Here is a 25,261-nt window from a genome sequence, read left to right as displayed (position 1 = left end):
ACAGGCAACGCTCGGTCCCGCACGCACGACGACGCCCCGCCCGGCGCGACCCGGGCGGGGCTTGGGCTGCCGGCGGTCAGCCAGCGGCTGGTGCGACCGGCGCGGTCAGCGGTCGACGCGGGCGCCGCCACCGCCCGCGAGCTTGAGCACCTCGGCCTTCGTCACCATCGTCGTGTCGCCGGGCGTCGTCATCGCGAGCGCGCCGTGCGCTGCGCCGTACTCGACCGCCGTCGCGAGCCCCTCGCCGGCGATGAGGCCGTACGCCAGCCCGGACGCGAACGAGTCGCCGCCGCCGACGCGGTCGAGGATCTCGAGCCGCTCACGGTGGGTCGCTCGGACGACACCGGTCTCGCGGGACCAGGCCAGCGCGCCCCAGTCGTTGACGGACGCGCTGCGGACCGTCCGCAGGGTGGTCGCGATGACCTTGAAGTTCGGGTACGCCTCGGCGACACGGTCGATCATCGCGGCGAACGACCCGATCTCGAGCTCGCTGAGGTTCTCGTCGACGCCCTCGACCTCGAAGCCGAGCGAGGCGGTGAAGTCCTCCTCGTTGCCGATCATGACGTCGATGAACGGGGCGATCGCGCGGTTGACCTCCTGCGCCCGGGCCTGGCCGCCGATCGCCTTCCAGAGGCTCGGCCGGTAGTTGAGGTCGTACGAGACGACCGTCCCGTGCTTGCGCGCGACCGTGACGGCCTCGATGACGGTCTCAGCAGCGCTCTCCGAGAGCGCCGCGAAGATCCCGCCGGTGTGGAACCAGCGGACGCCCAGGTCACCGAACAGGTGCTCCCAGTCGATGTCTCCGGGCGCCAGCTGTGCGGCGGCGGTGTGGCCGCGGTCGCTCACGCCGACGGCGCCGCGGACGCCGAAGCCTCGCTCGGTGAAGTTGAGGCCGTTGCGCACGGCCCGCCCCACGCCGTCGTACGGGACCCACTTGACGAACTGCGTGTCCAGCCCGCCCGTGAGGATGCAGTCCTCGACGAGTCGGCCGACCTCGTTGTCGGCGAGCGCCGTGACGATCGCCGTCCGCAGCCCGAAGGCACGTCGCAGGCCGCGCGAGACGTTGTACTCACCGCCGCCCTCCCACACGCGGAACGACCGCGTCGTGCGGATGCGACTCTCGCCCGGGTCGAGCCGCAGCATGACCTCCCCGAGCGACACCGCGTCGTAGCGCGTCTCCTCGGCCGGGCGGATCACCAGGTCGGACATGGGTCAGCTCCTCGTGCTGTCGTGCGGTCCCGGAGGACGGCGGTCAGTCGGTCGCCCTGCGGGCCGTGAGGAACCGGGGCGCCGGACGGTCAGGACGGGTGGTGGACGAGAGAGGGTGAGTCAGGCTCTGAGGTGGGTGTCACGACCCCGTCGTCGTGAGGGCGACGGCTGCCGCGGTCAGGGCACGGATGCCGTCGAGGTCGCCCGCGTTGACGAGGTCCTTCGGCACCATCCAGGAGCCGCCGACGGCGCGGACGCTCGGCAGCGCGAGGTACTCGGCGAGGTTGCCGGGGCCGATGCCGCCGGTGGGCACGAAGCCGACGCCACCGAACGGGGCGGCGAGCGCGGCGACGGCCGCGGCTCCGCCCGACGACCCGGCGGGGAAGAACTTGACGGTCGACACGCCGAGCTCGAGCGCGGCCATGACCTCGGTCGCGGTGACGGCCCCGGGGAGCGCGAGCACACCGTGCTCCTGGCACCGCTCGACGACGGCGCGGCTCGTCCCGGGCGAGACGACGAACTGCGCGCCCGCGGCGACCGCCTGGTCGACCTGCGCGACGGTGAGGACGGTCCCGGCGCCGACGAGCACGTCGCCACGAGCGCTCATCGCGCGGATCGCGTCGGGAGCCGCGGCGGTCCGGAAGGTCACCTCGGCGACCGGCAGGCCGCCGGCCACGAGCGCCTTCGCGAGCGGGTCGGCGTGCGCCGCGTCGTCCAGGACGACCACGGGCACGAGGCGGTGCGCCCCGAGACGGTCGAGGATGTCGGTGTCGCTCACGCGTGCTCCTTCGCAGCGGTGGCCAGGGCCGGCTCGAGCGGGAAAGCGTTTCCCGTCTTCGGAGCAGCATACGCCTCCCGCGGGATCCGGTAGGCCAGGTCGACCGCGGACTCGATCGCCTCGTCGAGGTCGAGCCGGTGCTCGGCCACCAGCCGCGCGAGGAAGCCGGCGTCGATCCTGCGGGCGAGGTCGTGCCGCGCCGGGATCGAGCAGAACGCGCGCGTGTCGTCGACGAAGCCGGTCGTGTTGTAGAGCCCGGCCGTGTCCGTGACGGCCTCCCGGTACCGACGCATGCCGTCGGGGGTGTCGAGGAACCACCACGGCGCGCCCAGCCGGACCGCGGGGTACACGCCCGCCAGCGGTGCCAGCTCACGACTGAAGGTGTCCTCGTCGACCGTGAACAGCACGAGCCGCAGGTTCGGGTGGTGCCCGAACGACTCGAGCAGCGGGCGCAATGCGTGCACGTACTCGGTCGGCACGGGGATGTCGTAGCCGACGTCCGGTCCTCGCGCGGCGAACACCGCCGGGTCGTGGTCCCGCAGCACGCCGGGATGGAGCTGCATGACGAGCCCGTCCTCGGTGGACATGCGCGCCATCTCGAACAGCATGTGACCCGAGAACGCCGCCGCGTCCCGGTCGTCGACCCGGCCCCGCAGCGCATCGGCGACGATCCTCTCCGCGACCGAGTCGTCGAGCGGCACGGCGTCGGCGGACAGGTGCCCGTGGTCGGTGGCTCGCGCGCCCGCCGCGACGAAGGCCCGGCGACGCTCCTCGAGCGCCGACACCAGGTCTCGGTAGCTCCCGATGCTCGTACCCGTCACCGCGCCCAGCCGCTCGACGTCGGCACGCCAGCCGGGGCGCGCGACGTGCAGGAGCGCGTCGGGCCGGAAGGTCGGCACGACCTTCTCGCCCCAGCCCTCGGCAGCGAGCGCGGCGTGGTCGGGCAGCGTCGATGTCGCGGGGTCGGTCGTCGCCAGGATCTCGATCCCGAACCGCTCGAACAGCGCCCGCGGCCGGTAGGCCGGGTCCGAGAGCCGCTCCACCAGGTGGTCGTAGACGCGGTCGGCGGAGTCGGCCGAGAGCCGCTCCCGCACGCCGAGCACGTCCACGAGCACGTGCTCCATCCAGTACCGCGTGGGCGTGCCGCGGAACAGGTGCCAGTGCGACGCGAAGGTCCGCCAGACGGCGCGAGGATCCGTCTCGACCGGACGCCCGTCGAGCCGGGGGACGCCGAGCGCGTCGTGCGGGACCCCCTGCGAGACGAGCATGCGGACGAGGTAGTGGTCGGGGACCACGAGCAGCGCGGCGGGGTCGGGGAACGGCTCGTCGCGCGCGAGGAGGCCGGCGTCGACATGGCCGTGCATCGAGACGATCGGCAGCCGCAGCGTCTGGTCGACGATCGTCCGCGCGATGGGACGGACGACGGGGTCGCTCGGCAGCGCGCGGTCGGGGTGAAGGGTCCAGTCGGCGTGCACCATCGGTGCGACCTCCTCGTCGAGCCGGTCGCGCATCGGCGAGGCGATGCCATGAACGGCGTGCAATCGGTTTCATCGCCGAGCCAAGCAGGTGGACGCGCGATCCGCAAGCCTCTGCCGCACATCTGTTCGAAGCGTGGGAACGGGTTGTCGCGCGGGTCGCGGACGTGCTGCAATCGCATTCATCGCTGCGGCACCGACTCGTCGTCGATCGAGCAGCACGACCGGGAGGAGGGCACCTGTGGTGGTGACGCTGCGCGACGTCGCACGCCTGGCAGGGGTGTCCCCTGCCACGGCGTCCCGGGCGCTGAGCGCCCCCGACCTCGTCGCGCCCGAGCGTCGCGAGCAGGTGCAGCGCGCCGCGCGCGAGCTCGGCTACCGACCCAACCGCGCGGCGCGCGAGCTCATCACCGGACGCACGGGGAACCTCTGCCTCGTCGTGCCCGACCTCGAGAACCCGTTCTTCGCCGCCGTCGCCAAGGGGGTGCAGGCGCGCGCCCGGACGCTCGGCCACGCCGTCTTCGTCGCGGACGCCGAGGAGGACCCGCGCATGGAGTCCGAGCTGGTCGCGCACCTGGGCGGCCAGGTGGACGGCGCGATCCTCTGCTCCCCGCGGATGGCCGACGCCGACCTGGACCGCCTCGCGGAGGACGTCCCGCTCGTCCTGGTCAACCGCGAGCACGGCACGCTGCCCTCCGTCGTGATCGACAACGCCGACGGCGTCCGACAGGCCGTCGCGCACCTGCACGCGCTGGGCCACCGGCGCCTCGCCTACGCGGGCGGACCGACCGACTCATGGTCGGACACCCGGCGCCGGCACGGGTTGCGAGACGTGTCGCACGGCCTCAACGACGTCGAGGTGGTCGACCTCGGTCACTTCGCCCCGGTGTTCGCGGGCGGTGTCGCGGCGGCCGACCTCGTCGCGGCGAGCGGTGCGACGGCGGTCCTCGCGCACAACGACCTCGTCGCGCTCGGCATCCTCAACCGGCTCCAGGCGCGCGGCCTGCGCGTGCCGGAGGACGTCTCCGTCGTGGGCTACGACGACATCCCCGCCGCGACGCTCGTGTCCCCGGCGCTCACGACGGTGACCGTGCCGCTCGCCCGCCTCGGTCGCGAGTCGGTCGACCTGCTCGTCGCGAGCGGCCTGCGCGCCGGCCGGCAGACGCCCGCCGAGCGTGCGATCGCCGCGGCCGTCGCTGCGGCGACCGGCGCGCCCGGCGACACCCGCCCGGCTGGGGCCTCGAGCACTGCCGCCGCGTCCCCGCGCGCCGCGACCACGCCAGCAACTGCCTCCGCGACGGGCTCGGACGGCCCGAACGGGACGACGAGCGGCACGAGCACGGACGCCGCCCGCGTCCGCCTGCGGGTCGAGCTCGTGGTCCGCAGCTCGACCAGCACCGCACCCCATCTGCCGACCACGGAGAGCGACCGATGACGCCCCGCCTGAGCCGCACGACGCTGTCCGGCACCGACCTGACCGGCACCGACCTGTCCCACGCCGGGCCGGCCGGCCGCACCCCGGTCCGCGGTCCCGCCGTCGACCCCGCCTCGACGACGGTCGGCCTGGTGCACCTCGGGCTCGGCGCGTTCCACCGGGCGCACCAGGCGGTGTACACGGAGGACGCGGCGGCCGCCGCGGGCGCCACGGGCTGGGGCATCCTCGGCGTCACGCAGCGCAGCGCGCGGGTGGCGGACCAGCTCGCGCCGCAGGACGGGCTGTACGGCGTCCTCACCAAGGGCGCGGACGAGACGTCCCTCCGCATCGTCGGCTCGCTGCGCGACGTCGCCTTCCCGGGCACGAGCACGCCGTACGTCGTCCGCACGATCGCGGCCCCCACCACGCACGTCGTCACGCTGACGGTCACCGAGAAGGGCTACCGCCGCGCCGCGGACGGCCGGCCCGACCTCGCCGACCCCGATCTGGCCTCGGATGTCGACGCGCTCGCCGCCGAGCTCGCGGGCGCCGAGCCCGAGCGGCCCGCGCGGTCCCCGATCGGGCTGCTCGTCCGGGGACTCGCGCAGCGCCACCGGTCCGACGCGGGACCGATGACCGTGGTCTGCTGCGACAACCTCGCCGAGAACGGGCCGGTCGTCGCCGGCCTCGTGCACGCGATCCTCGCGGCCGTCCCGGGAGGAGACCGCCTGGCCGCGTGGGTGGCCACGTCCGTGGCGTTCCCGTCGACGATGGTCGACCGCATCGTCCCGGCGACGACCGACCAGCACCGGGCGGAGGCCGTCCGCCTGACCGGCCTCGAGGACCAAGGGCTCGTCGTCGGCGAGCCCTTCTCGCAGTGGGTCGTCGAGGACACGTTCGCCGGCGACCGACCCGCCTGGGAGCTTGCCGGCGCCACGCTCACCGCCGACGTCGCGCCGTACGAGCGCGCCAAGCTGCGGGTGCTCAACGCGTCGCACTCCACGCTGGCCTACCTCGGGGCGCTCCGGGGGTACGAGACGATCGCCCAGGCCGTCGCCGACCCGTCACTCGAGGCGGTCGTCCGTTCACTCGTCGACGAGGACGTCCTGCCGACGCTCCAGGCGCCCGACGGGCTCGACCTGGCGCAGTACCGCGAGGACGTGCTCACCCGGTTCGCCAACCCGAACACGGGTCACACGACGGTGCAGGTCGCCATGGACGGTTCCGCGAAGCTGCCGCAGCGCCTCCTGGGCACCGTGCGCGACCGGCTCGCGGCGGGGGCGGTGCCGACGGCCGCGGCGGCGACGTTGGCTGCGTGGATGTCATACGTGCACGCGACGACGCTGACGGGGCTCGAGGTCGCAGGTCGACGCGTGACGCTCGACGACCCGCTGGCGGACGTGCTCGCGTCGGCCGCGGCAGGGCCCCTGGACGGGCTGCCCGGACGGTTGCTGGCCGTGCGGCAGATCTTCGGCGACGACCTCGCCGAGTCCGAGGTGCTCCGCCGGGAGGTCCAGGCGCACCTGCGCACGCTCGCCGTCGTCTGACACGCAGCGCGGGGAACAGGTCACCGAGGAACGGGTCCGCAGCGCGACGAGGCACGCCCGCACGCTCACCGTCGCCCGCCCCCCCCGGAAGCGGCTCCGCGCCCGAAGCGCCCGGAGTGCATGCCGGCGTCGTCCGATCGACCAGGGGGTCCGCGGAGCAGGACCGGCGCGCTCACCGTCGCCGGTCCGAGCGCGACGACGGCTCGCGGGTCCGCCGGGCAGGACCGGCGCGCTCACGGTCGCCGGTCCCTGTGCGACGGAGGGCTCGCGGGTCCGCGGGGCAGGACCGGCGCTCACCGTCGCCGGGCCGTGCGCGCCGACGGCTCGCGGGTCCGCCGGGCAGGACCGGCGCGCTCCCGGGCGCCGGTCCCTGTGCGACGGAGGGCGCGCGGGTCCGCGGGGCAGGACCGGCGCACACCGGCGCCGGCCCCTGTGCGACGAAGCGCTCGCGGGTCCGCGGGGCAGGACCGGCGCTCACCGTCGCCGGCCCCTGTGCGACGAAGGGCTCGCGGGTCCGCGGGGCAGGACCGGCGCTCACCGTCGCCGGCCCCTGTGCGACGATGGGCGCGCGGGTCCGCGGGGCAGCCCCGGCGCTCACCGTCGCCGGCCCCTGTGCGACGATGGGCGCGCGGGTCCGCGGGGCAGCCCCGGCGCTCACCGTCGCCGGCCCCTGTGCGTCGTAGGGCTCGCGGGTCCGCGGGGCAGGACCGGCGCTCACCGTCGCCGATCCTCCGTGACGGAGGGCTCGGGAGCCCTCCGTGTCCGGTCGGCACTTGACTCCGTCGGGTCCTGCGCTAGGCTGGAAAGCGCATTCCCCTCCGACCGACAACGCGGTCCTGAACCTCGGAGCGACCATGACGTCCCGCACCCTGCGCATCGCCATGAACGGCATCACCGGCCGCATGGGCTACCGGCAGCACCTCGTCCGCTCGATCCTGCCGATCCGCGACCAGGGCGGCGTGACGCTCGAGGACGGGACGCGCCTGCAGGTCGAGCCGATCCTCGTCGGCCGGAACGCCGACAAGGTCAAGGAGCTCGCCGCGCTGCACGGCGTCGAGCACTGGACGACCGACGCCGACGCCGTGATCGACGACCCGACGGTCGACGTCTACTTCGACGCGCAGGTCACGTCGCGCCGCTACGCGGCGCTCACGGCCGCGATGAAGGCCGGCAAGCACATCTTCACGGAGAAGCCGACGGCCGAGACCCTCGAGGAGGCGATCGACCTCGCGCGCCTGCGCGAGACGACGGGCGTCACCGCGGGCGTCGTGCACGACAAGCTCTACCTGCCGGGCCTGGTGAAGCTGCGCCGGCTCGTCGACGAGGGCTTCTTCGGCCGGATCCTGTCGCTGCGCGGCGAGTTCGGCTACTGGGTCTTCGAGGGTGACGTGCAGGAGGCGCAGCGGCCGAGCTGGAACTACCGCAAGGAGGACGGCGGCGGCATCGTCGTCGACATGTTCTGCCACTGGAACTACGTGCTCGAGGGGATCCTCGGGCAGGTCCGGACGGTGAACGCGCAGGCCGTCACGCACATCCCGACGCGCTGGGACGAGCAGGGCCACGAGTACGCGGCGACGGCCGACGACGCGGCGTACGGGATCTTCGAGATCGAGACGCCGGGCGGTGACCCGGTGATCGCGCAGATCAACTCGTCGTGGGCGGTCCGCGTGTTCCGCGACGAGCTCGTCGAGTTCCAGGTCGACGGCACGCACGGCTCGGCCGTCGCGGGGCTGCGCAACTGCGTCGCGCAGCAGCGTGCGCACACGCCCAAGCCGGTGTGGAACCCCGACCTGCCGGTGACCGAGCCGTTCCGCGACCAGTGGCTCGAGGTCCCGGCGAACGCGGACCTCGACAACGGGTTCAAGCTGCAGTGGGAGGAGTTCCTCCGCGACGTGGCGGCGGGCCGGACCCACCGGTTCGACCTGCTGTCGGCGGCACGCGGTGTGCAGCTCGCGGAGCTCGGACTCCAGTCGTCGGCGGAGGGTCGTCGGCTCCCGGTCCCCGAGATCTCGCTGTGACGACCGACCTCGCGGCGGAGGGCGCGCCCGTGGCCCCGGAGGGGCAGGACGTCCGCGCCGGCACCGTGCCGGGCGACCTGTCCCGCCTGTCGCTGAACACGGCCACGACGAAGCACTGGACGCTGCGCGAGGCCGTCGACGGCGCCGCGCGCGCGGGGCTGTCGTCGATCGGTCCGTGGCGCGACCGCGTGCAGGAGGTCGGCACGGTCGAGGCGGCGCGGATCATCGAGGACGCCGGTCTGCACGTGTCGTCGCTGTGCCGCGGGGGCTTCCTCACCACGGACGACGACGTGGCCGCGCAGGCGGCGCTCGACGACAACCGTCGGGCGATCGTCGAGGCGGCCACGCTCGGCACACGCGAGCTCGTCATGGTCGTCGGCGGGCTGCCGGCGGCGAGCGCGCCGGGCGGACCGGCGCTGCCCTACCCCGCCCGAGGCGACGTCGACCCGGCGCGCGACCTCGTCGCCGCCCGCCGGCGCGTCGCCGACCGGATCGGCGAGCTCGCTCCGTTCGCCGCGGGTCACGGTGTGCGGCTCGTGCTCGAGCCGCTGCACCCGATCTTCGCGGCGGACCGCGCGGTCATCTCGACCCTGGGCCAGGCGCTCGACATCGCGGAGCCGTTCCCGGCCGAGGTCGTGGGCGTCGTCGTCGACACCTACCACGTGTGGTGGGACCCGGACCTGCAGCGCCAGATCGCGCGGGCGGGAGCGGCGCGCAGGATCGCGGGCTACCAGGTGTGCGACTGGATCCTGCCGCTCGCGTCCGACCCGCTGCTCTCGCGCGGGCACGTCGGCGACGGGTACGTGGACTTCGCCACGATCACCCGCTGGGTCCGCGACGCGGGCTACACCGGGGACGTCGAGGTGGAGATCTTCAACGAGTCCGTGTGGTCCGCGCCGGGCGACCAGACGCTCGCCACCATGGCCGAGCGGTACGTCCGGCACGTGCTGCCGCACCTGTGACGAGGGTCCGCTCGGACGGTCCAGCAGGCCGCCCGAGCGGACCCTCGTCGCAGGGTGCGGGGTCGCGTCGCCTGCCGATCCGGGTGACGTGACGACGACGGCGGTGCGCCCGGGGAGGGGTCCCTCCGGCGCACCGCCGTCGTCGCGTCCGGCAGCGCTCGTCAGACGGCGGTCGCCTGGGGGACTCACGCCGCGACGCGAGACCGTCCGGCACGGCCGGCGAGCGGAGAGCCGGCGCGGCAGTCGTCCGGCACGCTCGGAGCTGACGCCGCCGCACGTCCGGCGATCAGGACGACGCGACCGCACGTCCGGCAATCAGGACCGCGCGACCGCACGTCCGGCGATCAGGACCACGCGACCGCACGTCCGGCGATCGGGACCACGCGGTCACACGGCCGACGACCAGGCCCACGCGACCGCACGTCCGGCACTCAGGACCACGCGGCCGCACGCCGCACCTCCGGAGACGCGCGGACGTCGGCGTCAGGCCCGGGACGCGCCGCCCGCGTACCCCAGCAGCCCGCGCAGGACGTCCGCGAACCGCTCCCCCACGAGCCGCTGCGCGGGCGCGTCGGGGTGCAGGAGGTCGGCCATCGGAAGCGCGTCCCAGTCGGCGTCCCCGTACAGGTCGAGGCCGTCGACGAGGTGGAGCGCCCCGTCACCGGCCGCCCGCCGCGACGCGACGACCTCCGCGAGCGCGGCGCGGATCACGCGCAGCGTCAGTCGTCCGTCGGCGACGTCCTCCGGCCGGCCACGCGTCGCGAAGACGGGGGCACCGGGAGGGGACGCGGGGTCGATGAACGTGGGGCCGGGGGTGTCCTCGACGAGCGGGCAGAGCAGTGGTGAGACGACGACGAGCGGCGTCGTCGGGTGCCCCTCGCGGATGGTGTCGAGGAACCCGTGCACGGCGGGCACGAAGGCCCGGAGCCGCATCGCGTCGTGGTTGACGACGTTGATGCCGAGCTTCACCGAGATGACGTCGGCGGGCGCGTCGCGCAGCGTGCGGGCGACGAACGGGTCGAGCACCGCGTTGCCGGACATGCCGAGGTTGACGAGGTCGAGGCCGGTCGCGCGCGCGGCGACCACGGGCCACGTGCCCGTGGGCCGGTCGGCCGCCGCGCCGTGGCTGATGGACGAGCCGTGGTGCACCCAGCGTCGGCCTCGAGTACGGGACGGGGCGAGCACGGGCGCGTCGGCGTGCAGGGCGACGAGACGCACGACCTCGCCGTACGGCAGCCACACCTCGACGTCGCGCACGACGCCCGACGACCCGTCGAGCCCGGCTGCACCCGACCCGTCGAGTCCGGCTGCCCCCGACCCGTCGAGCCCGGCTGCCCCCGACCCGTCGAGCCCGGTGCGACCCGGCGTCGGGTCGAGCCCGACGCCGCGCGGCAGCCCGTCGACCCGTGCGACGACCGGCCGCCCGTCGAGGTCGGCGTCCGCGAGCCCGGCCGTTCCGGCACCCGCACGCGCACCCGCCCGGAGGGCGGTCGGGACGAGGGCGAGGTCCACCGAGGACGTCGGGCCGGGACGCTCGACGGTCGTGCCGTGGTGCGGCTCGAGCTCGACGACACCTGCCCCGGCGGCGACGCCCCACCCGTCGGGCTGCTCGACGAGCACCCCGTCGACGACGACGTCGAACGGCTGGGGTGCACCGGGCGGCTGCGGGCCGACGGCGACGCGGAGCACGTCGACGTCGAGGCGCAGGCGCGTCGCGGCGGTGCGCAGGCGGAGCCGCAGGCCGGCGGGCTGCTCGTCGCACAGCGCGACGAACCGGTCGGGGAACTGCGCGCGCGTCCACGCGGGCAGCCGGTGCGGCAGGAGCCCGCGGTCGGTGGTCTCCAGCCAGGCGGCGCCCCGGACCTCGACGCGCTCGTCGGGCAGCGGCACCACGACGCGCAGCGGGGCGACCGTCGCCGTCGACATCAGTAGACGTTCCCGTGCGTGCGGAACTCGCGCCACACGTTCTCGAAGAAGTCGTCGTCCTCGGGGATGGGCCGTCGCGGCCGCCAGCGGAAGACGGGCAGGCCGGCGGGGTCGTCGGACTTCCGCTCCACGACGGGCGACCAGTCGACGCCCGGCGTCTCGGACGCGGGCGGCACCCAGCCGGTCTCCTGGACGACGTCGTCGAGCGCTCCCCCGTCGAGCCGGAACCGGAACACGTCGGGCAGGTCGAGCTCGTCGTCGGCCGCCGGGCCGTACCCGACGTGCGGCAGCGTCCCCTCGGGGTCGCTGTAGAGGACGGAGCCGCGCGAGCGGCCGCCGTGCGCGACGTAGTCGGCCATCGCGGACAGGTAGACGTAGGCGCTCGTGAGGATGTCGCGGACCAGGAACGTGCGGTTCACCGAGCGCCGCGACGTGGCGTCCGCCGTGACCAGGTCGGAGTACGCCGACAGCCACTCGTGCACCTGGACGAGCGCCTCGTGGATCGACGCCGCCGACCGGACCGGACCGGCCTTGGCGCTCATGAGCACCTGGACGTCGCGCAGCAGGTCGCCGGTGTTGTCGGGCACGCCGGACGCGGCCCGCGACGAGGCCCGCGCGACGAGGTCGAGCGCGCCGTCGAGCACGGGTCCCGCCGCCGCCGCGAAGTCCGCGACCCCCACGGGGTCGACCGACCGGCGGGCCGCGATGAACTGCGCCGCGCGCGTCGCGCCGACCTGGCCGCTGTTGAGCGCCGCGCCGCCGGGCCGGTAGACGCCGTGCGCGCCGCCCGCCTCGCCGACGGGGAAGAAGCCGGTGACGTTGGACTGCCACCACGCGTCGACGACGAGCCCGCCGTTGTTGTGCTGCGCGCACACGTCGACCTCGAGCAGGTCGGTCTCGAGGTCCACGTACGGGTTCTTCTGCAGGTAGAACTGGTAGGCGGGCTCGTTCATGCGGCGCAGGCGCTCGATCGGCGTGCCGAACAGGACGCCGGCGCGGTCGAGGTACTCGTACGCCTCCGGGGACAGCGCGCTCGGGTCGAAGGTGTCCTGGACGGGGTTGCGGCGGAAGTCGAGGAACACGCGCCGCCCCCGCAGGACGGTCTCCCGGTACACGAGCAGGTCGATCAGCGACGACCCGTCGAGCGCCTTCCGGATGTCGAAGGGCCACTGGTAGCCCTTGAGGAAGACGAGCGACAGGAGCCGGCCGTAGTCGCCGATGGCCTCGGTGAGGAACTCGCGCTCGTCGCCGCCGTCGGCGTCGGTCGACACGAACCGCGGGACGACCTGCATGTAGGTGCCGGAGACGTTCCACCGCGGGTGCGTCGACGCGAGACCGAACTGCCACTCGGTGAGGTTCTTGCCGTGCACGCCCGCGCGGTACGCGGCCCCCGACGCTCCCCACTGGCCGTTCGGGAAGACGCGCGTCGCGTACATGCCCGCCGGCCCGCCCGTCGCGTAGACGATGTTCGTGCAGCGGAACAGCAGGAACGGCGAGCGCGAGCCGTCGTGCGGGACGTCGGTGCGCAGGACGAGCAGGCCGACGACCTCGGTCTCCCGCTCGGCGGCGGTGGGGGCGTCGTCCACGGGGGCTCCGTCGGCGGGCCCGGCAGCGCCGGACGCCGTGCCCGGCGCACCGGCCGCGGCCGGCGGCGCACCCACCGGGCGCACCACGACGTCCACCACGCGGCACTCGTCGAAGATCCGTGTGCCGTTGCGGTGCACCTTCTTCTCGAGCTGCTCGACCATCGACCGGCTCGTGTACGGCCCGACGGACGTGGCCCGGCGGCGCGGGTCGTGGTCCGTCTTGTAGCCGATGAACTCCCCGAACCGGTTCTGCGGGAACGGCACGCCGAGGTCGCACAGCCGCAGGAACCCGCGCGCGGACAACGCGGCCTCGGCGAGCGCGTTGTCGCCGTCCATCGCGCCGCCCGCGTACAGCGTCTCCGCCATCTCCCGCACGGAGTCGCCGTCGCCTCCGGACAGCGTGAGCTTGTAGTACGTCTGCTTGTCGGAGCCGGCGTTGCGCGACGCGCCCGCGTTGACCTTGTCGGCGACCATGACGACGTCGTCGTGGCCGAGCTCCCACAGCCGGTCGGCGGCGCTGAAGCCGGCGGAGCCGGTGCCGACGACGACGGTCCGCGCGGTGACGACGGGCACGTCGTGGCCGCCGATGCGCACGGTCTCGGGCTCGTGGCGGGTGGTGTCGCTCATCGCTGCGTCCTCGTCGTCGGGGTGCTCGTCGTGCGGGCCGTGCTCGCCGTGCTGGTCGTGCTCGCCGTGCTGGTCGTGCTCGCCGTGCGGTGCGCGCCGGGTGTCCGGGCCGTCCCGGGCGGCGGCGTCGCCGGGACCGGTCAGAGGACCGGGATGTGCATGCCGCCGTCGACGTGGAAGACCTCGCCGGTCGAGTACGGCGTCTGGCCGGACGCGAGGATCGCGACGGCCCCGGCGACGTCGGCGGGACGCCCCCAGCGGGCGATCGGTGCGAGCCCGCCCTCGAACAGCGCGTCGTACTTCGAGGAGACGCCCGCGGTCATGTCGGTCGCGATGACGCCGGGCCGCACCTCGTAGACGACGATCCCCTCGGGTGCGAGGCGCACGGCGTAGAGCTGCGTGGCCATCGCGACGCCGGCCTTGGAGACGCAGTAGTCGCCGCGGTTGGTCGAGACGGTCGTCGCGGACACGGACGACACGTTGACGACCGTCGCGACCGGGCCGGCGGGGGGCTCGGGCAGCGCGTCGAGCGGGCCGCGGAGCTCGATGACGCGGTTCGCGAACGTCTGGGTGAGGAAGTACGGGCCGCGCAGGTTGATGCCCAGGACGCGGTCGAACGACTCGGCGTCGGCCTCGAGGAGGTCGGCGCGGACGGTGGGGGCGACGCCCGCGTTGTTGACGAGCAGGTCGAGCCGGCCCCACGCGTCGACGGCGTCGTCGACGTAGCGGCGGTGGTCGTCGAGGTCGGCGACGGACCCGCGGACGTAGCGCACACGGTCGTCGGCGCCCGCGGTCTCGCGGAGCTCGGCGAGGACGTCGGTCGGCTCCTCACGTGTCGCGAGGATGGAGACGGCGTACCCGTCGGCGAGCAGCCGCCGCGTGATCCCGAGGCCGATGCCCCTGTTCCCCCCGGTCACCAGTGCGACTGCCGGCATCGTTGCCTTCTCCTGTCGAGTCGGTGCTCACCCCGAGCGGGCACCGGTGCCGGAGCGGCGGTGCGGACCTGCGCGGGGTCGTGCGGGCGGACCCGTCGTCGGGTGTCGCCGGCGTCGATCGTGACACGGCGCACCCGGTCGAGGCAAGCGCTTTCCGACTGCCGGACGGCCGTGACAGGATGGACGACGTGCACCTCACGAGCGACCGGACCTGATGGGCGCCGTCCTCACCGCGCTCGGCACGCTCACCGCCGTCGTCGTCGCCGGCTGGGTGCTCGGCCGGCTCCGCATCCTCGGCCCGCACGCGTCCGCGGTGCTCGCACGCCTCGTCTTCACCGTCGCGACCCCCGCCCTGCTGCTCGTGAGCATCGGGCGCACCGACCTGCACGTCCTCGCGTCCCGCGCCGCGCTCGCCACCTGGACCAGCACGGCCGCCGTCGCGGTCGTCGCCGCGCTCGTCCTGCGGTTCGCGCTGCGCCGCGACGCCGGCGACGTCACCCTCGGGACGCTCGCGTCGTCGTACGTCAACGCCGGGAACCTCGGCCTCGCGCTCGCCGTCTTCCTGCTCGGCGACCCCGTCGCCGCCGTCCCGACGCTGCTCTTCCAGCTCCTCGTGCTCGCGCCGATCGCGTTCACCGTCCTCGACGCCCACCGCGACGGCACCGGCGCGACCTCACCGCAGCCCGCCGCGCCCCGCGCGCGCCTGGACCCGCGTCCCGACGCCGACGCACGCGACCTCGCACCGGACGACGGGACCGACCCACCCCCGCCCGGCGGGGCGCGCCGCGTGGCCGCCGCGCTCCGCGCGACCCTGCGGCGCACGCTGACCAACCCGATCATCGTCGGCACCCTGACGGGCCTCGTCCTGGCCGCGCTCCCGTGGGAGCTGCCCGACGTCGTCTACGGGCCCTTCGAGCTCGTCGGCGCGACCGCCGCGCCGCTCGCGCTTCTCACGTTCGGCATGTCGCTCGCTGTCCCGGCCGCCGACCGCGAGCGCGCGCCACGCGCCGACCTCACGCTCGCCGTCGTCCTCCGGTCCGTCGTGCACCCCGTCCTGGCGGCGCTCGTCGCGACCGCGTTCGGGCTGCACGGGGAGGCACGGCTCGCCGTCGTCGCGATGGCCGCGCTGCCGACCGCGCAGAACGTGCTCGTCTACGCGATCCAGTACGGCCGCGGCCAGGCGCTCGCGCGCGACGCGGGGCTGGTGACGACGCTGCTCGCGCTGCCCGTCCTGCTCGTCGTCACCGCACTCCTGTAGGACGCCCCTCAGAGGCCGGTCCGCGGGTCAGGGGTGCGCGGCGTGAACCGCCCCGGTGACCGACGGCGTCGGCGGGGGCTGCCTCAGGCCGGGAGGCTCGCGTCGGCTGCGGCGACGTCGGCGGAGTGGTCGACGAAGCCGCGGATCTCGACGCCCTCGGACAGCGTCTCGGCGAGCAGCGCCGCGAGGTCGCGCACGTCGTCGGTGTCGACGAGGTAGTACCCGCCGACCTGCTCGACGAGCTCGGTGTACGGACCGTCGCTCACGGTGCCCGTGCCGTCGGCGCTGCGCCGCACGACGAGCGCGCTGCCCGGATGCGTGAGCTCCTCGCCGCCGACGATCACGTGCCCGCGCGTCGGGGCCAGCCGGGCGAGCGCGGCGTGCCGGGCGCTGTTGCGCTCGACGTCGTCGTCGGTCCACGCGTCCCACGTCGCCTGGTCGCCGCGGAGCATCACGAGGTAGCGGGCCATGTCAGTCCTCCTCACCGGGGCACCCACTGTGCCCACGCACCCCATGACGCGCGACCCCCGGCCCGCTCGACACGAGCGCACGGAGCAGCGGACGCGAGTCACACCCCGCTCGTCAGACGAAGGCGCGCGCCTCGGCCGCCGACCACTGGGCGGCACCGGGCATGCCGGGGCCACCAGGCTCGTACCGGCGCAGGTCCAGGCCGCGGGCGCCGACGGCGCGCAGGTCGGCGAGCGAGCCGGACAGGACCCCGGCGGCGCGGGCCTGGACGAGCACGTTGCCGAGCGCGGCTCCCTCGACGGGACCGGCGACGACGGGCAGGCCGGTCGCGTCGGCGGTGAGGCGGCACAGCAGCTCGTTGCGGACGCCCCCGCCGACGACGTGCACGACCTGCACGTCCCGTCCCGACAGCGAGACGGCCTGCCGGACGGCCCGCCGGTACGCGAGCGCGAGCGAGTCGAGGATGCAGCGGACGACCTCGGCCTGCGTCTGCGGCGGGGTCTGGCCGGTCCGGGCCGCGGCGGCCGCGAGCCGTGCGGGCATGTCGCCGGGCGGCAGGAAGGCGGGCGCGTCGATGTCGACGACCGTCGTGAGCGCGGGCACCTGGGAGGCGGCGGCGAGCAGGTCGGGCAGGTCGGCGGGCAGGCCTGCCTCGTTCCAGACCCGCAGCGTCTCCTGCAGGACCCACAGTCCCATGACGTTCTTCAGGTAGCGGACGGTGCCGTCGACGCCGGCCTCGTTGGTGAAGTTGGCGGCGCGCGACGCCTCGGTGAGCACGGGCGCGTCGAGCTCGAGCCCGACGAGCGACCACGTGCCGCACGAGACGTACGCGAAGTCGGGTCGGGTCGCGGGCACGGCGACGACGGCCGACGCGGTGTCATGGGACCCGACGGTCCACACGGGCAGTGGCGCGTGGTGGCCGACGTCGGCGCGCACGTCGTCGCGGACGTGCCCGAGCAGCACGCCGGGATCCCGCAGCGGCGGCAGCAGGCGCGTGTCGATGCCGAGCCGGTCGGCGACGTCGAGCGCCCAGGTGCGGTTCGTCGCGTCGAGCAGCCCGGTCGTCGACGCGTTGGTGACCTCGGCGACGGGGACGCCCGTGAGCCAGGCGCCGAGCAGGTCGGGGACGAGCAGCGCCTGCCGGGCGGCCGCGAGCGCGGCGGTGCCCTGCGCGGCGACGAGCTGGAAGACGGTGTTGAACGGCTGCACCTGCAGGCCCGTGCGTGCGTAGAGCTCGGCGGCGGGGACGGTCGCGAAGACCTTGTCGGGGATGCCGTCGGTGCGCGCGTCGCGGTAGTGGACGGGGTTGCCGAGCAGGCGCCCGTCGGCGTCGAGGAGCCCGTGGTCGACGGCCCAGGAGTCGATGCCGACGCCGGCCAGCGTGCCGACCTCGCGCGTCGCGGCCCGCAGCCCGTCGAGCACGCCCCGGTAGAGGTGGAGCACGTCCCAGAAGAGCGTCGCCTCCCCCGTCGTCGCGCCCGGTCCGTCGGTGTCCGCGCCCCCGGTCGACGAGCCGGGTGCGCCGCCCGCCACCGCGGGGACCCGGATGGGCCCGTTGGGGAACCGGTTGACCTCGTGCAGCGCAGCTCGCGGCCCGTCGACCCCGTCGACGACCCGGCCGACGATGACCCGCCCGGACGACGCCCCGAGGTCGACCGCCGCGAACGCGCTCATCGCAGGAAGGCTGCGGCGACGCCGGAGTCGACCGGGACGTGCAGGCCCGTGGTCTGCACCAGGTCGGGGCCGGTGAGGGCGAAGACCGCGGCGGCGACGTGCTCGGGGAGGACCTCGCGCTTGAGCAGCGTGCGCTGCGCGTAGTAGGCGCCCAGCTCGGACTCCGGCACGCCGTAGACGGCGGCCCGCTGCGCACCCCACCCGCCGGCGAAGATGCCGGACCCGCGCACGACGCCGTCGGGGTTGACGCCGTTGACGCGGATGCCGTGCTCGCCGAGCTCGGCGGCGAGCAGCCGGACCTGGTGGGCCTGGTCGGCCTTGGTCGCGGAGTAGGCGATGTTGTTGGGGCCGGCGAACAGCGAGTTCTTCGACGCGATGTAGACGATGTCGCCGCCGAGGCCCTGGGCGATCATGGCGCGCGCCGCCTCGCGGGCGACGAGGAACGAGCCGCGGGCCATGACGTCGTGCTGCAGGTCCCAGTCGCGGACGGTCGTCTCGAGCAGCGGCTTCGAGATGGACAGGCCGGCGTTGTTGACGACCAGGTCGACCCCGCCGAAGGCGAGCACGGTCTCGCGGACGAGCGCGGCGACCGCGTCCTCGGACGTCACGTCGGCCTCGACGGCGACGGCGCGGTCCGGGCCGCCGAGCGCGTCGGCCACCTCCTGCGCCCCCGCGAGGTCGAGGTCGGCGATCACGACGCACGCCCCCTCGGCCGCGAGACGCTCGGCGATGGCCCGCCCGATGCCGGACCCGGCGCCCGTCACGAGCGCGACGCGCGTCGCGAGCGGCTTGGGCGCGGGCATGCGCTGGAGCTTGGCCTCCTCGAGCGCCCAGTACTCGATGCGGAACTTCTCCGACTCGTCGATCGGCCGGTACGTCGAGATCGCCTCGGCGCCGCGCATGACGTTGATCGCGTTGACGTAGAACTCGCCCGCGACGCGCGCGGTCTGCTTGTCCTTGCCGAACGAGAACATCCCGACGCCGGGGACGAGCACGATCGCCGGGTCGGCGCCGCGGATCGCCGGCGAGTCGGCGGTCGCGTGCCGGTCGTAGTACGCCTGGTACGCCTCGCGGTACTCGGCGTGCAGCTCGTGCAGCCGCGCGACGACGTCCTCGACGGGCGCGGTCGCGGGCAGGTCGACGACGAGCGGCGACACCTTGGTCCGCAGGAAGTGGTCGGGGCACGACGTCCCGAGCGCGGCGAGCGGTGCCAGGCGCTCGCGGGACAGGAAGTCGAGCACGACGTCGGAGTCGGTGAAGTGCCCGACCTGCGGGCGGTCGGCGGACGCGAGGCCGCGGATCACGGGCGCGAGGGCCGCCGCGCGCTCCCGCCGGGCCGCGGGGTCGAGCGCCTCGAAGCCCGGCACGACCGCGCCGAAGGGGTGCCCGCCGTCGGCGGCGAGCGCGCGCGTGCGCTCCTCGATGTACGCCTCGGCGGACCGGATGATCTCGAGCGACCGCTGCTCGGCCTCGGCCGAGGTGTCGCCCCACGCGGTGATGCCGTGCCCGCCGAGGACGCAGCCGATGGCCTGCGGGTTCTTCTCCTTGATCTCGGCGATGTCGAGGCCGAGCTGGAACCCGGGCCGACGCCACGGCACCCACACGACGGAGTCGCCGAAGATCTCGTGCGTGAGCTCCTCGCCGTCGGCCGCCGTCGCGATCGCGATCCCGGAGTCGGGGTGCAGGTGGTCGACGTGCGCGGCGTCGACGAGCCCGTGCATCGCGGTGTCGATCGACGGTGCGGCGCCGCCCTTGCCGTGCAGGCAGTAGTCGAACGCGGCGACCATCTCGTCCTCGCGGTCGACGCCCGGGTACACGTCGACGAGGGCGCGCAGCCGGTCGAGCCGCAGCACGGCGAGGTGCTGAGCGGTCAGCGTGCCGAGGTCACCGCCCGAGCCCTTGACCCAGAGCAGCTCGACGTCCTGGCCGGTGACGGGGTCGGTCGCGACCCCCTTGGCGGACGTGTTGCCGCCCGCGTAGTTGGTGACACGTGGGTCGGAGCCCAGGCGGTTGGAGCGGGCGATCAGGTCGGCCGCGGCCGTCGTCTCGGTCATCGGTCAGGCTCCCCATCCGGCCTGCGTGCCACCGACACGCTCGGCGACGATCGTCTCGGCGTACCCCGACCGCGCGTAGGCGGCCAGGGGCTCAGGGTCGAGTCCCTGCTCGGCGCGCAGCTCGGCGAGCAGCGGCCGCACGTCGGTGTTGTACGCGTCCATGAGGACGCCGTTGGCCCCGAGCACGTCGCCGGCCGTCTGTGCGGCGAGCAGCGCGGACCGGTCGACGAGCAGCGCCTTGGCCGTCGCCTCCTGCACGTTCATGACGGACCGGATCTGGCCCGGGATCTTCGGCTCGATGTTGTGGCACTGGTCGAGCATGAAGTTGACGCCGCTGTCGGGCGCGAGCGCCCCGGCCTGCACGATCTCGTGCATGATCCGGAACAGCTGGAACGGGTCCGCGGCGCCGACCATGAGGTCGTCGTCGGCGTAGAACCGGCTGTTGAAGTCGAACGCCCCGAGCCGACCCGCGCGCAGCAGCTGCGCGACGATGAACTCGATGTTGGTGCCCGGCGCGTGGTGCCCGGTGTCGAGCACGACCATCGCCCGGTCGCCGAGCGCGAGGCAGTGCAGCAGCGACGTGCCCCAGTCGGGGATGTCCATCGAGTAGAACGCGGGCTCGAAGAACTTGTACTCGAGGATCAGCCGGTGCTGCGGGTCGAGCGCCGCGTAGATCTCCTGCAGGCCCTCGGCGAGACGGTCCTGCCGCGCGCGGATCGAGTCCTGGCCCGGGTAGTTGAGGCCGTCGGGCAGCCAGAGCTTGAGGTCCTGCGACCCCGTCGCGCGCATGACGTCGATGCACTGCAGGTGGTGCTGCACGGCCTTGGCGCGCACCCGGGCGTCGGGGTGCGTGAGCGAGCCGAGCATGTAGTCGTCGTCCTGGAACAGGTTCGAGTTGATCGCGCCGATCGTCACGCCGAGGTCCTTGGCGTGCCGCGCGAGCGCGTCGTAGTCGTCGACGAGGTCCCACGGGATGTGCAGGCTGACGCGCGGCGCGACGCCCGTGTACCGGTGCACCTGGGCGGCGTCGGCGATCTTCTCGAACGGGTCGCGCGGGACGCCCTGCTGGGCGAACACCTTGAACCGCGTGCCGGAGTTGCCGAACGCCCACGAGGGCAGCTCGATCGTCTGCTGGGCGAGGGCGCCGCGCGCGGCGGCAAGGGCCTCGGGGGTGGGGCTCATGCGAGGTCCTCCAGTCGGGCGGGGTCGGTCGTGGTGGGGCGGGGCGCGGCGTCGTCGGCGGCGCGGTCCGGGTCGGCGTGCGGCGAGCGCGCGGTCGACGGCGTCGTCGGGAGCCCGGCGGCGCGCAGCTGGTCCTCGAGGTGGAAGACCTCGTCGAGCACCTGGAACCCCTCGTCGGGGTTGCCGTCGTCGACGAAGAACGCGGCCATCTCGGCCTGCCAGCGCGGGTTGACGGCGGTGCGCGTCATCGCCTCCTGCGCGGCGGCGTAGTCGTCGGTCTCGAGGTGCCCGACGAGGAGCCCGTCGGGCGCCAGGTACAGGGAGTAGTCGCGCCACCCGGTGTCGCGGAGCGCCTCGAGCATCTCCGGCCACACGGCGGCGTGCCGTGCGCGGTACTCGTCGAGGCGGTCCGGGCGGACCCGGGAGACGAAGCAGACTCGCGTCACGGCCTGCCTCCGATCGTCGCGTCGTTGAAACGATTCATCGCGTAGCACTCTAGGAACGGGCCGTCCCGGGCGTCAACCCTTCCGGGCACATCGGTTCGGGAAGCCCTTTCCCGACGCAGCGTACTGCGCTCGCCCCGACCTGCGGCGCGCCGGGAGACCGCCGACCGGTCGTGCCGACGGTCGGCCCGTGGCCGCCGATACCATCGGGGCGCGAGGACGCAGAGCGGAGGACCACGGATGGCCACCACGACCCGGGGGCGAGCGGAACGCCGCCCGTCGATCACCGACGTCGCCAAGCGCGCGGGCGTGAGCGTCGGCACCGTGTCGAACGTCCTCAACCGTCCCGACCAGGTCACCCCGGCCACGCGCGACCGCGTGCAGGCCGCGATCGACGAGCTGCAGTTCGTCCGCAACGCGTCCGCGCGTCAGCTGCGTGCCGGGACGATCCAGACCGTCGGAGCGATCGTCCTCGACATCGCCAACCCGTTCTTCACCGAGGTCGCGCGCGGCGTCGAGGACCGGCTCGCGGCCGAGGACTACACGCTCATGCTGTCGTCGTCGGACGAGGACCCCGAGCGCGAGTCGCGCTACCTGCGGCTGTTCGAGGAGCACGGCGTGCAGGGCGTCATGGTGACGCCGTCGGCCGGGTCGATCGACGCGCTGCTCGCGGCGCGCGACCGCGGCGTCGACGTCGTCCTGCTCGACGCGACGTCGCCGTTCGACGACATCTCGTCGGTCGCGGTCGACGACGTCCGCGGCGCGGCCCTCGCGATCGAGCACCTCGTCGCGCTCGGGCACCGGCGCATCGCGTTCGTCAACGGCCCGCTGAGCATCCGCCAGTGCGCCGATCGCCGCGCGGGCGTGCTGCAGGCGCTGCTCGCGGCCGGACTGGACCCCGAGCGGGCGCTGGTCGAGGTCACCATCGGGTCGCTCAACGCGGACGGCGGCGAGGAGGGCATCGCGCGGGTGCTCGACCAGTCCGACCGGCCGACCGCGGTCTTCTGCGTCAACGACCTCGCGGCGCTCGGCGTGCTGCGCGGCCTGCGGGCGCGCGACGTCGCCGTGCCGGCGGAGATGGCCGTCGTCGGGTACGACGACGTGACGTTCGCGTCGATGCTCACCGTGCCGCTGACGTCGGTCCGGCAGCCGACGCACCAGCTCGGCTGGACCGCTGCCGACCTGCTGCTGCGCCAGCGCACCGAGGGCGAGCGGTTCCAGCACCAGCGCGTGCAGTTCCAGCCGGAGCTGGTCGTGCGGGGCTCGTCCGACCCGAACGCCTGACCGCCTCCCCTGGACAGGAGGCAAGCGCTTCCCCGTACAGTGAGACGATTCAATCCGTCGCAAAGGAGCGCACGTGACCGACTCGACCTCCGCGCCCGACGCCGTCCTGCGCGTCGCGATCGTCGGCACCGGCGCCATCGCGCACGCCCACCAGCAGGTCCTCGACGCCGACCCGGGCGCGGCCGTCGTCGCCGTCGCGGACCCGAACCCCGAGGTCCGGGACGTCTTCGCGGACCGCTACGGGATCGCGGGCCGGTACGGCTCGCTCGACGAGCTGCTCGCCGCCGAGGCCGTCGACGTCGTCCACCTGTGCACCCCGCCCGGCCTGCACCGCGACCAGGCGATCACCGCGCTGCGCGCCGGTGCGCACGTCGTCTGCGAGAAGCCGCCCGTCCTGTCGCTCGCCGACCTCGACGCCGTCCTCGACGTCGCGCGCGCGGCCGGGCGCGAGTACGCGGTCGTGTTCCAGCAGCGCACCGGCACCGCCGTCGGGCACGTGCAGCGGCTGCTCGCCGACGGAGCGCTCGGCCGGCCGCTCGTCGGCGTCTGCCACACGCTCTGGTACCGCCGGCAGGAGGACTACTACGCCGTGCCCTGGCGCGGGAGGTGGGCGACCGAGGGCGGCGGTCCCCTGCTCGGGCTCGGCATCCACCAGCTCGACCTGCTCGCGTTCCTGCTCGGCGACTGGGCGGAGGTCGACGCGCGCGCGTTCCGGCTGGACCGGGACCTCGAGACCGAGGACACGTCGACGGCCGTCGTGCGGTTCGCGAACGGCGCGGTCGTGTCGGTCCTGACGACGGCGCTCGCGCCCCGCCAGACGAGCTACGTGCGCGTCGACACGACGCTCGGCACCGTCGAGGTCGAGCACCTGTACGGGCACGACGCCCGCGCATGGCGGCTCACGCCCGCCCCGGCCGTGACCGGCGGCCCCGCCGAGCCCGCGCCGGACTCCTGGACCCTGCCCGTCGACGACGAGCCCAGCGGCCACACCCCGCTGCTGCGCGCCGTCTACGACGCGTTCCGCACCGGCGCGCCGCTGCCGCCCGTCGCCTCCGACCCCGCCCGGTCGCTCGAGCTCGTCACCGCGATCTACGCGTCCGCCGCGCTGGGGCGGCCCGTCACGAAGGCCGACCTCGCCCCCGGGAGCGAGCTGCGCGGCGGCTTCCTGCACGGGATCGAGGACCTGCGGCCGGTCGTGGCGGGGACGGACGCGTGAGCGGAGGCGTCACCGACGCGGTCGCCTCCGTCGCGCCAGCCACCGGCCGCGGGCCGACGGACGGCCCCGGCTCGACCGACGTGCGCGCGACGACGGAGGGGCACGCGTCAGCGAGCCGCACCACGAAGCCGCGTGTCGCGCCCGCGCCGCTGTTCACGGACCCGCTCGGCGCGCCGACCGACCCGACGCTGGTCCGCGGCCCCGACGGCACGTGGTGGCTGTTCGCGACGCAACGGCGACCCGACGACCCCGGTCCGGGCGTCACCTGGGTGCACGGCACCGACATCGCCGTCGCGACGTCCGACGACGGCGGGCTCACGTGGACGCACCGCGGCGTCGTCGCCGGCCTCGACCCGCACGACGGCCGCAACACGCTCTGGGCGCCCGAGGTCGTGCACGCCGAGGGTCGGTTCCACATGTTCGTGTCGTACATCCGCGGCGTCCCCGACCGCTGGGAGGGCCACGACCGGCACGTGCTGCACCACGTCTCGGACGACCTCGTCACGTGGGAGCACCGCGGCGTCGTGCCGCTGTCGTCGGACCGCGTCATCGACGCGTGCGTCGCCCCGCTCCCCGGCGGCGGGTACCGGATGTGGTTCAAGGACGAGGCCGCGGACTCGACGACGTGGTGCGCCGACTCCCCCGACCTCGAGTCGTGGGGCCCGTCGCGCGCGGTGATCACGGGCCGCCCGCACGAGGGGCCGAACGTCTTCGCGCTCGGCGGGTGGCACTGGATGCTCGTCGACGAGTGGCGCGGGCAGGCCGTCCACCGCTCGTCGGACCTGGAGACGTGGACCTACGACGGGCACGTGCTCGACCGCCCGGGCCGCCGCCCGGCCGACGGGTCGGTCGGGCACCACGCCGACGTCGTCGTCGGGTCCGACGCGGCCGGCGAGCCCGTCGCGTGGGTCTTCTACTTCACGCACCTCGTGTCGCCGTTCTCCGACGAGGGACGCACGCTGGAGGCGGCGCACGACGCGACGCGCTCCGACGGCGACCCGGTCGGCGGCGCCGCGGACGGCGAGACCCCCGCGACCCGGCGGGCTGTCGTCCAGGTCGCCGTGGCGCGCGTCGTCGACGGGCACCTGGTGTGCGACCGCGACGAGCCCGTCGACCTGGACCTGCGCCGCGTCCCGCTCCTCTGACCCGCTCTCGTCCACGCTCCACGCTCGACCCTGCACCCCGACCGCACCACCCTCGCGAGG

19 protein-coding genes are annotated in these 25,261 nt (G+C 74.6%); 8 read left to right on the top strand and 11 right to left on the bottom strand.

What is annotated here, in order from left to right; translation table 11 throughout:
* Window positions 1–105 precede the first annotated feature (105 nt).
* The 3 genes from KOV94_RS01220 to uxaC all read right to left on the bottom strand — a co-directional run bounded on the left by KOV94_RS01220 (window position 106) and on the right by uxaC (window position 3,498).
* The gene (locus KOV94_RS01220) at window positions 106–1,209 is read right to left on the bottom strand and encodes a sugar kinase (protein WP_124341416.1); all 1,104 of its coding nucleotides are present in this window, start codon (window positions 1,207–1,209) and stop codon (window positions 106–108) included.
* 139 nt (window positions 1,210–1,348) lie between these two features.
* Window positions 1,349–1,987 carry a bifunctional 4-hydroxy-2-oxoglutarate aldolase/2-dehydro-3-deoxy-phosphogluconate aldolase gene (gene eda / locus KOV94_RS01215; RefSeq protein WP_168677231.1) on the bottom strand — a complete coding sequence of 213 codons (639 nt, stop codon included), beginning with the start codon at window positions 1,985–1,987 and terminating at the stop codon, window positions 1,349–1,351.
* Window positions 1,984–3,498 carry a glucuronate isomerase gene (uxaC, locus tag KOV94_RS01210; protein WP_225915900.1) on the bottom strand — a complete coding sequence of 505 codons (1,515 nt, stop codon included), beginning with the start codon at window positions 3,496–3,498 and terminating at the stop codon, window positions 1,984–1,986. Before uxaC ends, eda begins: the two co-directional genes overlap by 4 nt.
* Before the next feature lie 205 nt (window positions 3,499–3,703).
* Here uxaC and KOV94_RS01205 point away from each other — a divergent pair, with 205 nt between their 5' ends.
* The 4 genes from KOV94_RS01205 to KOV94_RS01190 all read left to right on the top strand — a co-directional run bounded on the left by KOV94_RS01205 (window position 3,704) and on the right by KOV94_RS01190 (window position 9,403).
* Window positions 3,704–4,897, top strand: a complete 1,194-nt coding sequence (locus KOV94_RS01205) for a LacI family DNA-binding transcriptional regulator (RefSeq protein ID WP_124341418.1) — start codon at window positions 3,704–3,706, stop codon at window positions 4,895–4,897.
* Window positions 4,894–6,423, top strand: a complete 1,530-nt coding sequence (locus tag KOV94_RS01200) for a mannitol dehydrogenase family protein (protein ID WP_124341419.1) — start codon at window positions 4,894–4,896, stop codon at window positions 6,421–6,423. Before KOV94_RS01205 ends, KOV94_RS01200 begins: the two co-directional genes overlap by 4 nt.
* 854 nt (window positions 6,424–7,277) lie before the next feature.
* On the top strand, window positions 7,278–8,441 hold the full coding sequence (locus KOV94_RS01195; protein ID WP_124341420.1) for a Gfo/Idh/MocA family protein: 1,164 nt from the start codon (window positions 7,278–7,280) through the stop codon (window positions 8,439–8,441).
* 65 nt (window positions 8,442–8,506) lie between these two features.
* Window positions 8,507–9,403, top strand: coding sequence for a sugar phosphate isomerase/epimerase family protein (locus tag KOV94_RS01190; protein WP_218051231.1), 897 nt, complete (start codon window positions 8,507–8,509; stop codon window positions 9,401–9,403).
* Window positions 9,404–9,886: 483 nt separating this feature from the next.
* On the opposite strand, the gene KOV94_RS20460 is transcribed toward KOV94_RS01190, so the two are convergent.
* The 3 genes from KOV94_RS20460 to KOV94_RS01175 all read right to left on the bottom strand — a co-directional run bounded on the left by KOV94_RS20460 (window position 9,887) and on the right by KOV94_RS01175 (window position 14,477).
* On the bottom strand, window positions 9,887–11,329 hold the full coding sequence (locus tag KOV94_RS20460) for an SGNH/GDSL hydrolase family protein (RefSeq protein WP_225915899.1): 1,443 nt from the start codon (window positions 11,327–11,329) through the stop codon (window positions 9,887–9,889).
* A complete protein-coding gene (locus tag KOV94_RS01180; protein ID WP_124341421.1) occupies window positions 11,329–13,542 on the bottom strand; it encodes an FAD-binding protein in 2,214 nt (737 codons plus the stop codon). The genes KOV94_RS20460 and KOV94_RS01180 overlap by 1 nt, the downstream gene beginning before the upstream one ends.
* 140 nt (window positions 13,543–13,682) lie before the next feature.
* Window positions 13,683–14,477 (bottom strand): 3-ketoacyl-ACP reductase, encoded by a 795-nt coding sequence (locus KOV94_RS01175; RefSeq protein ID WP_218051002.1) that lies wholly within the window; start codon window positions 14,475–14,477, stop codon window positions 13,683–13,685.
* Between the two features lie 214 nt (window positions 14,478–14,691).
* Between KOV94_RS01175 and KOV94_RS01170 the strand changes: the two genes are divergently transcribed.
* Window positions 14,692–15,735 carry an AEC family transporter gene (locus tag KOV94_RS01170; RefSeq protein WP_218051001.1) on the top strand — a complete coding sequence of 348 codons (1,044 nt, stop codon included), beginning with the start codon at window positions 14,692–14,694 and terminating at the stop codon, window positions 15,733–15,735.
* A gap of 83 nt (window positions 15,736–15,818) precedes the next feature.
* On the opposite strand, the gene KOV94_RS01165 is transcribed toward KOV94_RS01170, so the two are convergent.
* From KOV94_RS01165 to KOV94_RS01145, 5 genes are all read right to left on the bottom strand, one after another.
* Window positions 15,819–16,205, bottom strand: a complete 387-nt coding sequence (locus tag KOV94_RS01165) for a YciI family protein (protein ID WP_218051000.1) — start codon at window positions 16,203–16,205, stop codon at window positions 15,819–15,821.
* A 112-nt stretch (window positions 16,206–16,317) separates the two neighbouring features.
* Complete coding sequence (locus KOV94_RS01160) at window positions 16,318–17,877, bottom strand: rhamnulokinase (protein ID WP_218050999.1); 1,560 nt, start codon at window positions 17,875–17,877, stop codon at window positions 16,318–16,320.
* Window positions 17,874–19,931 (bottom strand): bifunctional aldolase/short-chain dehydrogenase, encoded by a 2,058-nt coding sequence (locus KOV94_RS01155; protein ID WP_218050998.1) that lies wholly within the window; start codon window positions 19,929–19,931, stop codon window positions 17,874–17,876. Before KOV94_RS01155 ends, KOV94_RS01160 begins: the two co-directional genes overlap by 4 nt.
* Before the next feature lie 3 nt (window positions 19,932–19,934).
* The gene (gene rhaI / locus KOV94_RS01150; protein ID WP_124341427.1) at window positions 19,935–21,113 is read right to left on the bottom strand and encodes an L-rhamnose isomerase; all 1,179 of its coding nucleotides are present in this window, start codon (window positions 21,111–21,113) and stop codon (window positions 19,935–19,937) included.
* On the bottom strand, window positions 21,110–21,559 hold the full coding sequence (locus KOV94_RS01145) for an L-rhamnose mutarotase (RefSeq protein WP_124341428.1): 450 nt from the start codon (window positions 21,557–21,559) through the stop codon (window positions 21,110–21,112). The genes rhaI and KOV94_RS01145 overlap by 4 nt, the downstream gene beginning before the upstream one ends.
* A 237-nt stretch (window positions 21,560–21,796) precedes the next feature.
* On the opposite strand from KOV94_RS01145, the gene KOV94_RS01140 reads away from it, so the two are divergent.
* From KOV94_RS01140 to KOV94_RS01130, 3 genes are all read left to right on the top strand, one after another.
* Window positions 21,797–22,840, top strand: coding sequence for a LacI family DNA-binding transcriptional regulator (locus tag KOV94_RS01140; RefSeq protein ID WP_218050997.1), 1,044 nt, complete (start codon window positions 21,797–21,799; stop codon window positions 22,838–22,840).
* 73 nt (window positions 22,841–22,913) lie between these two features.
* Complete coding sequence (locus KOV94_RS01135) at window positions 22,914–24,056, top strand: Gfo/Idh/MocA family protein (protein ID WP_124341430.1); 1,143 nt, start codon at window positions 22,914–22,916, stop codon at window positions 24,054–24,056.
* Complete coding sequence (locus KOV94_RS01130) at window positions 24,053–25,201, top strand: glycoside hydrolase family protein (protein ID WP_218050996.1); 1,149 nt, start codon at window positions 24,053–24,055, stop codon at window positions 25,199–25,201. Before KOV94_RS01135 ends, KOV94_RS01130 begins: the two co-directional genes overlap by 4 nt.
* Window positions 25,202–25,261: the final 60 nt, after the last annotated feature.

Source organism: Cellulomonas algicola, assembly GCF_019024305.1.
Lineage (GTDB): Bacteria > Actinomycetota > Actinomycetes > Actinomycetales > Cellulomonadaceae > Cellulomonas > Cellulomonas algicola.
The sequence above is the reverse complement of the archived record's forward strand: the minus strand, read 5'-3'. Positions and strand labels throughout refer to the sequence as shown.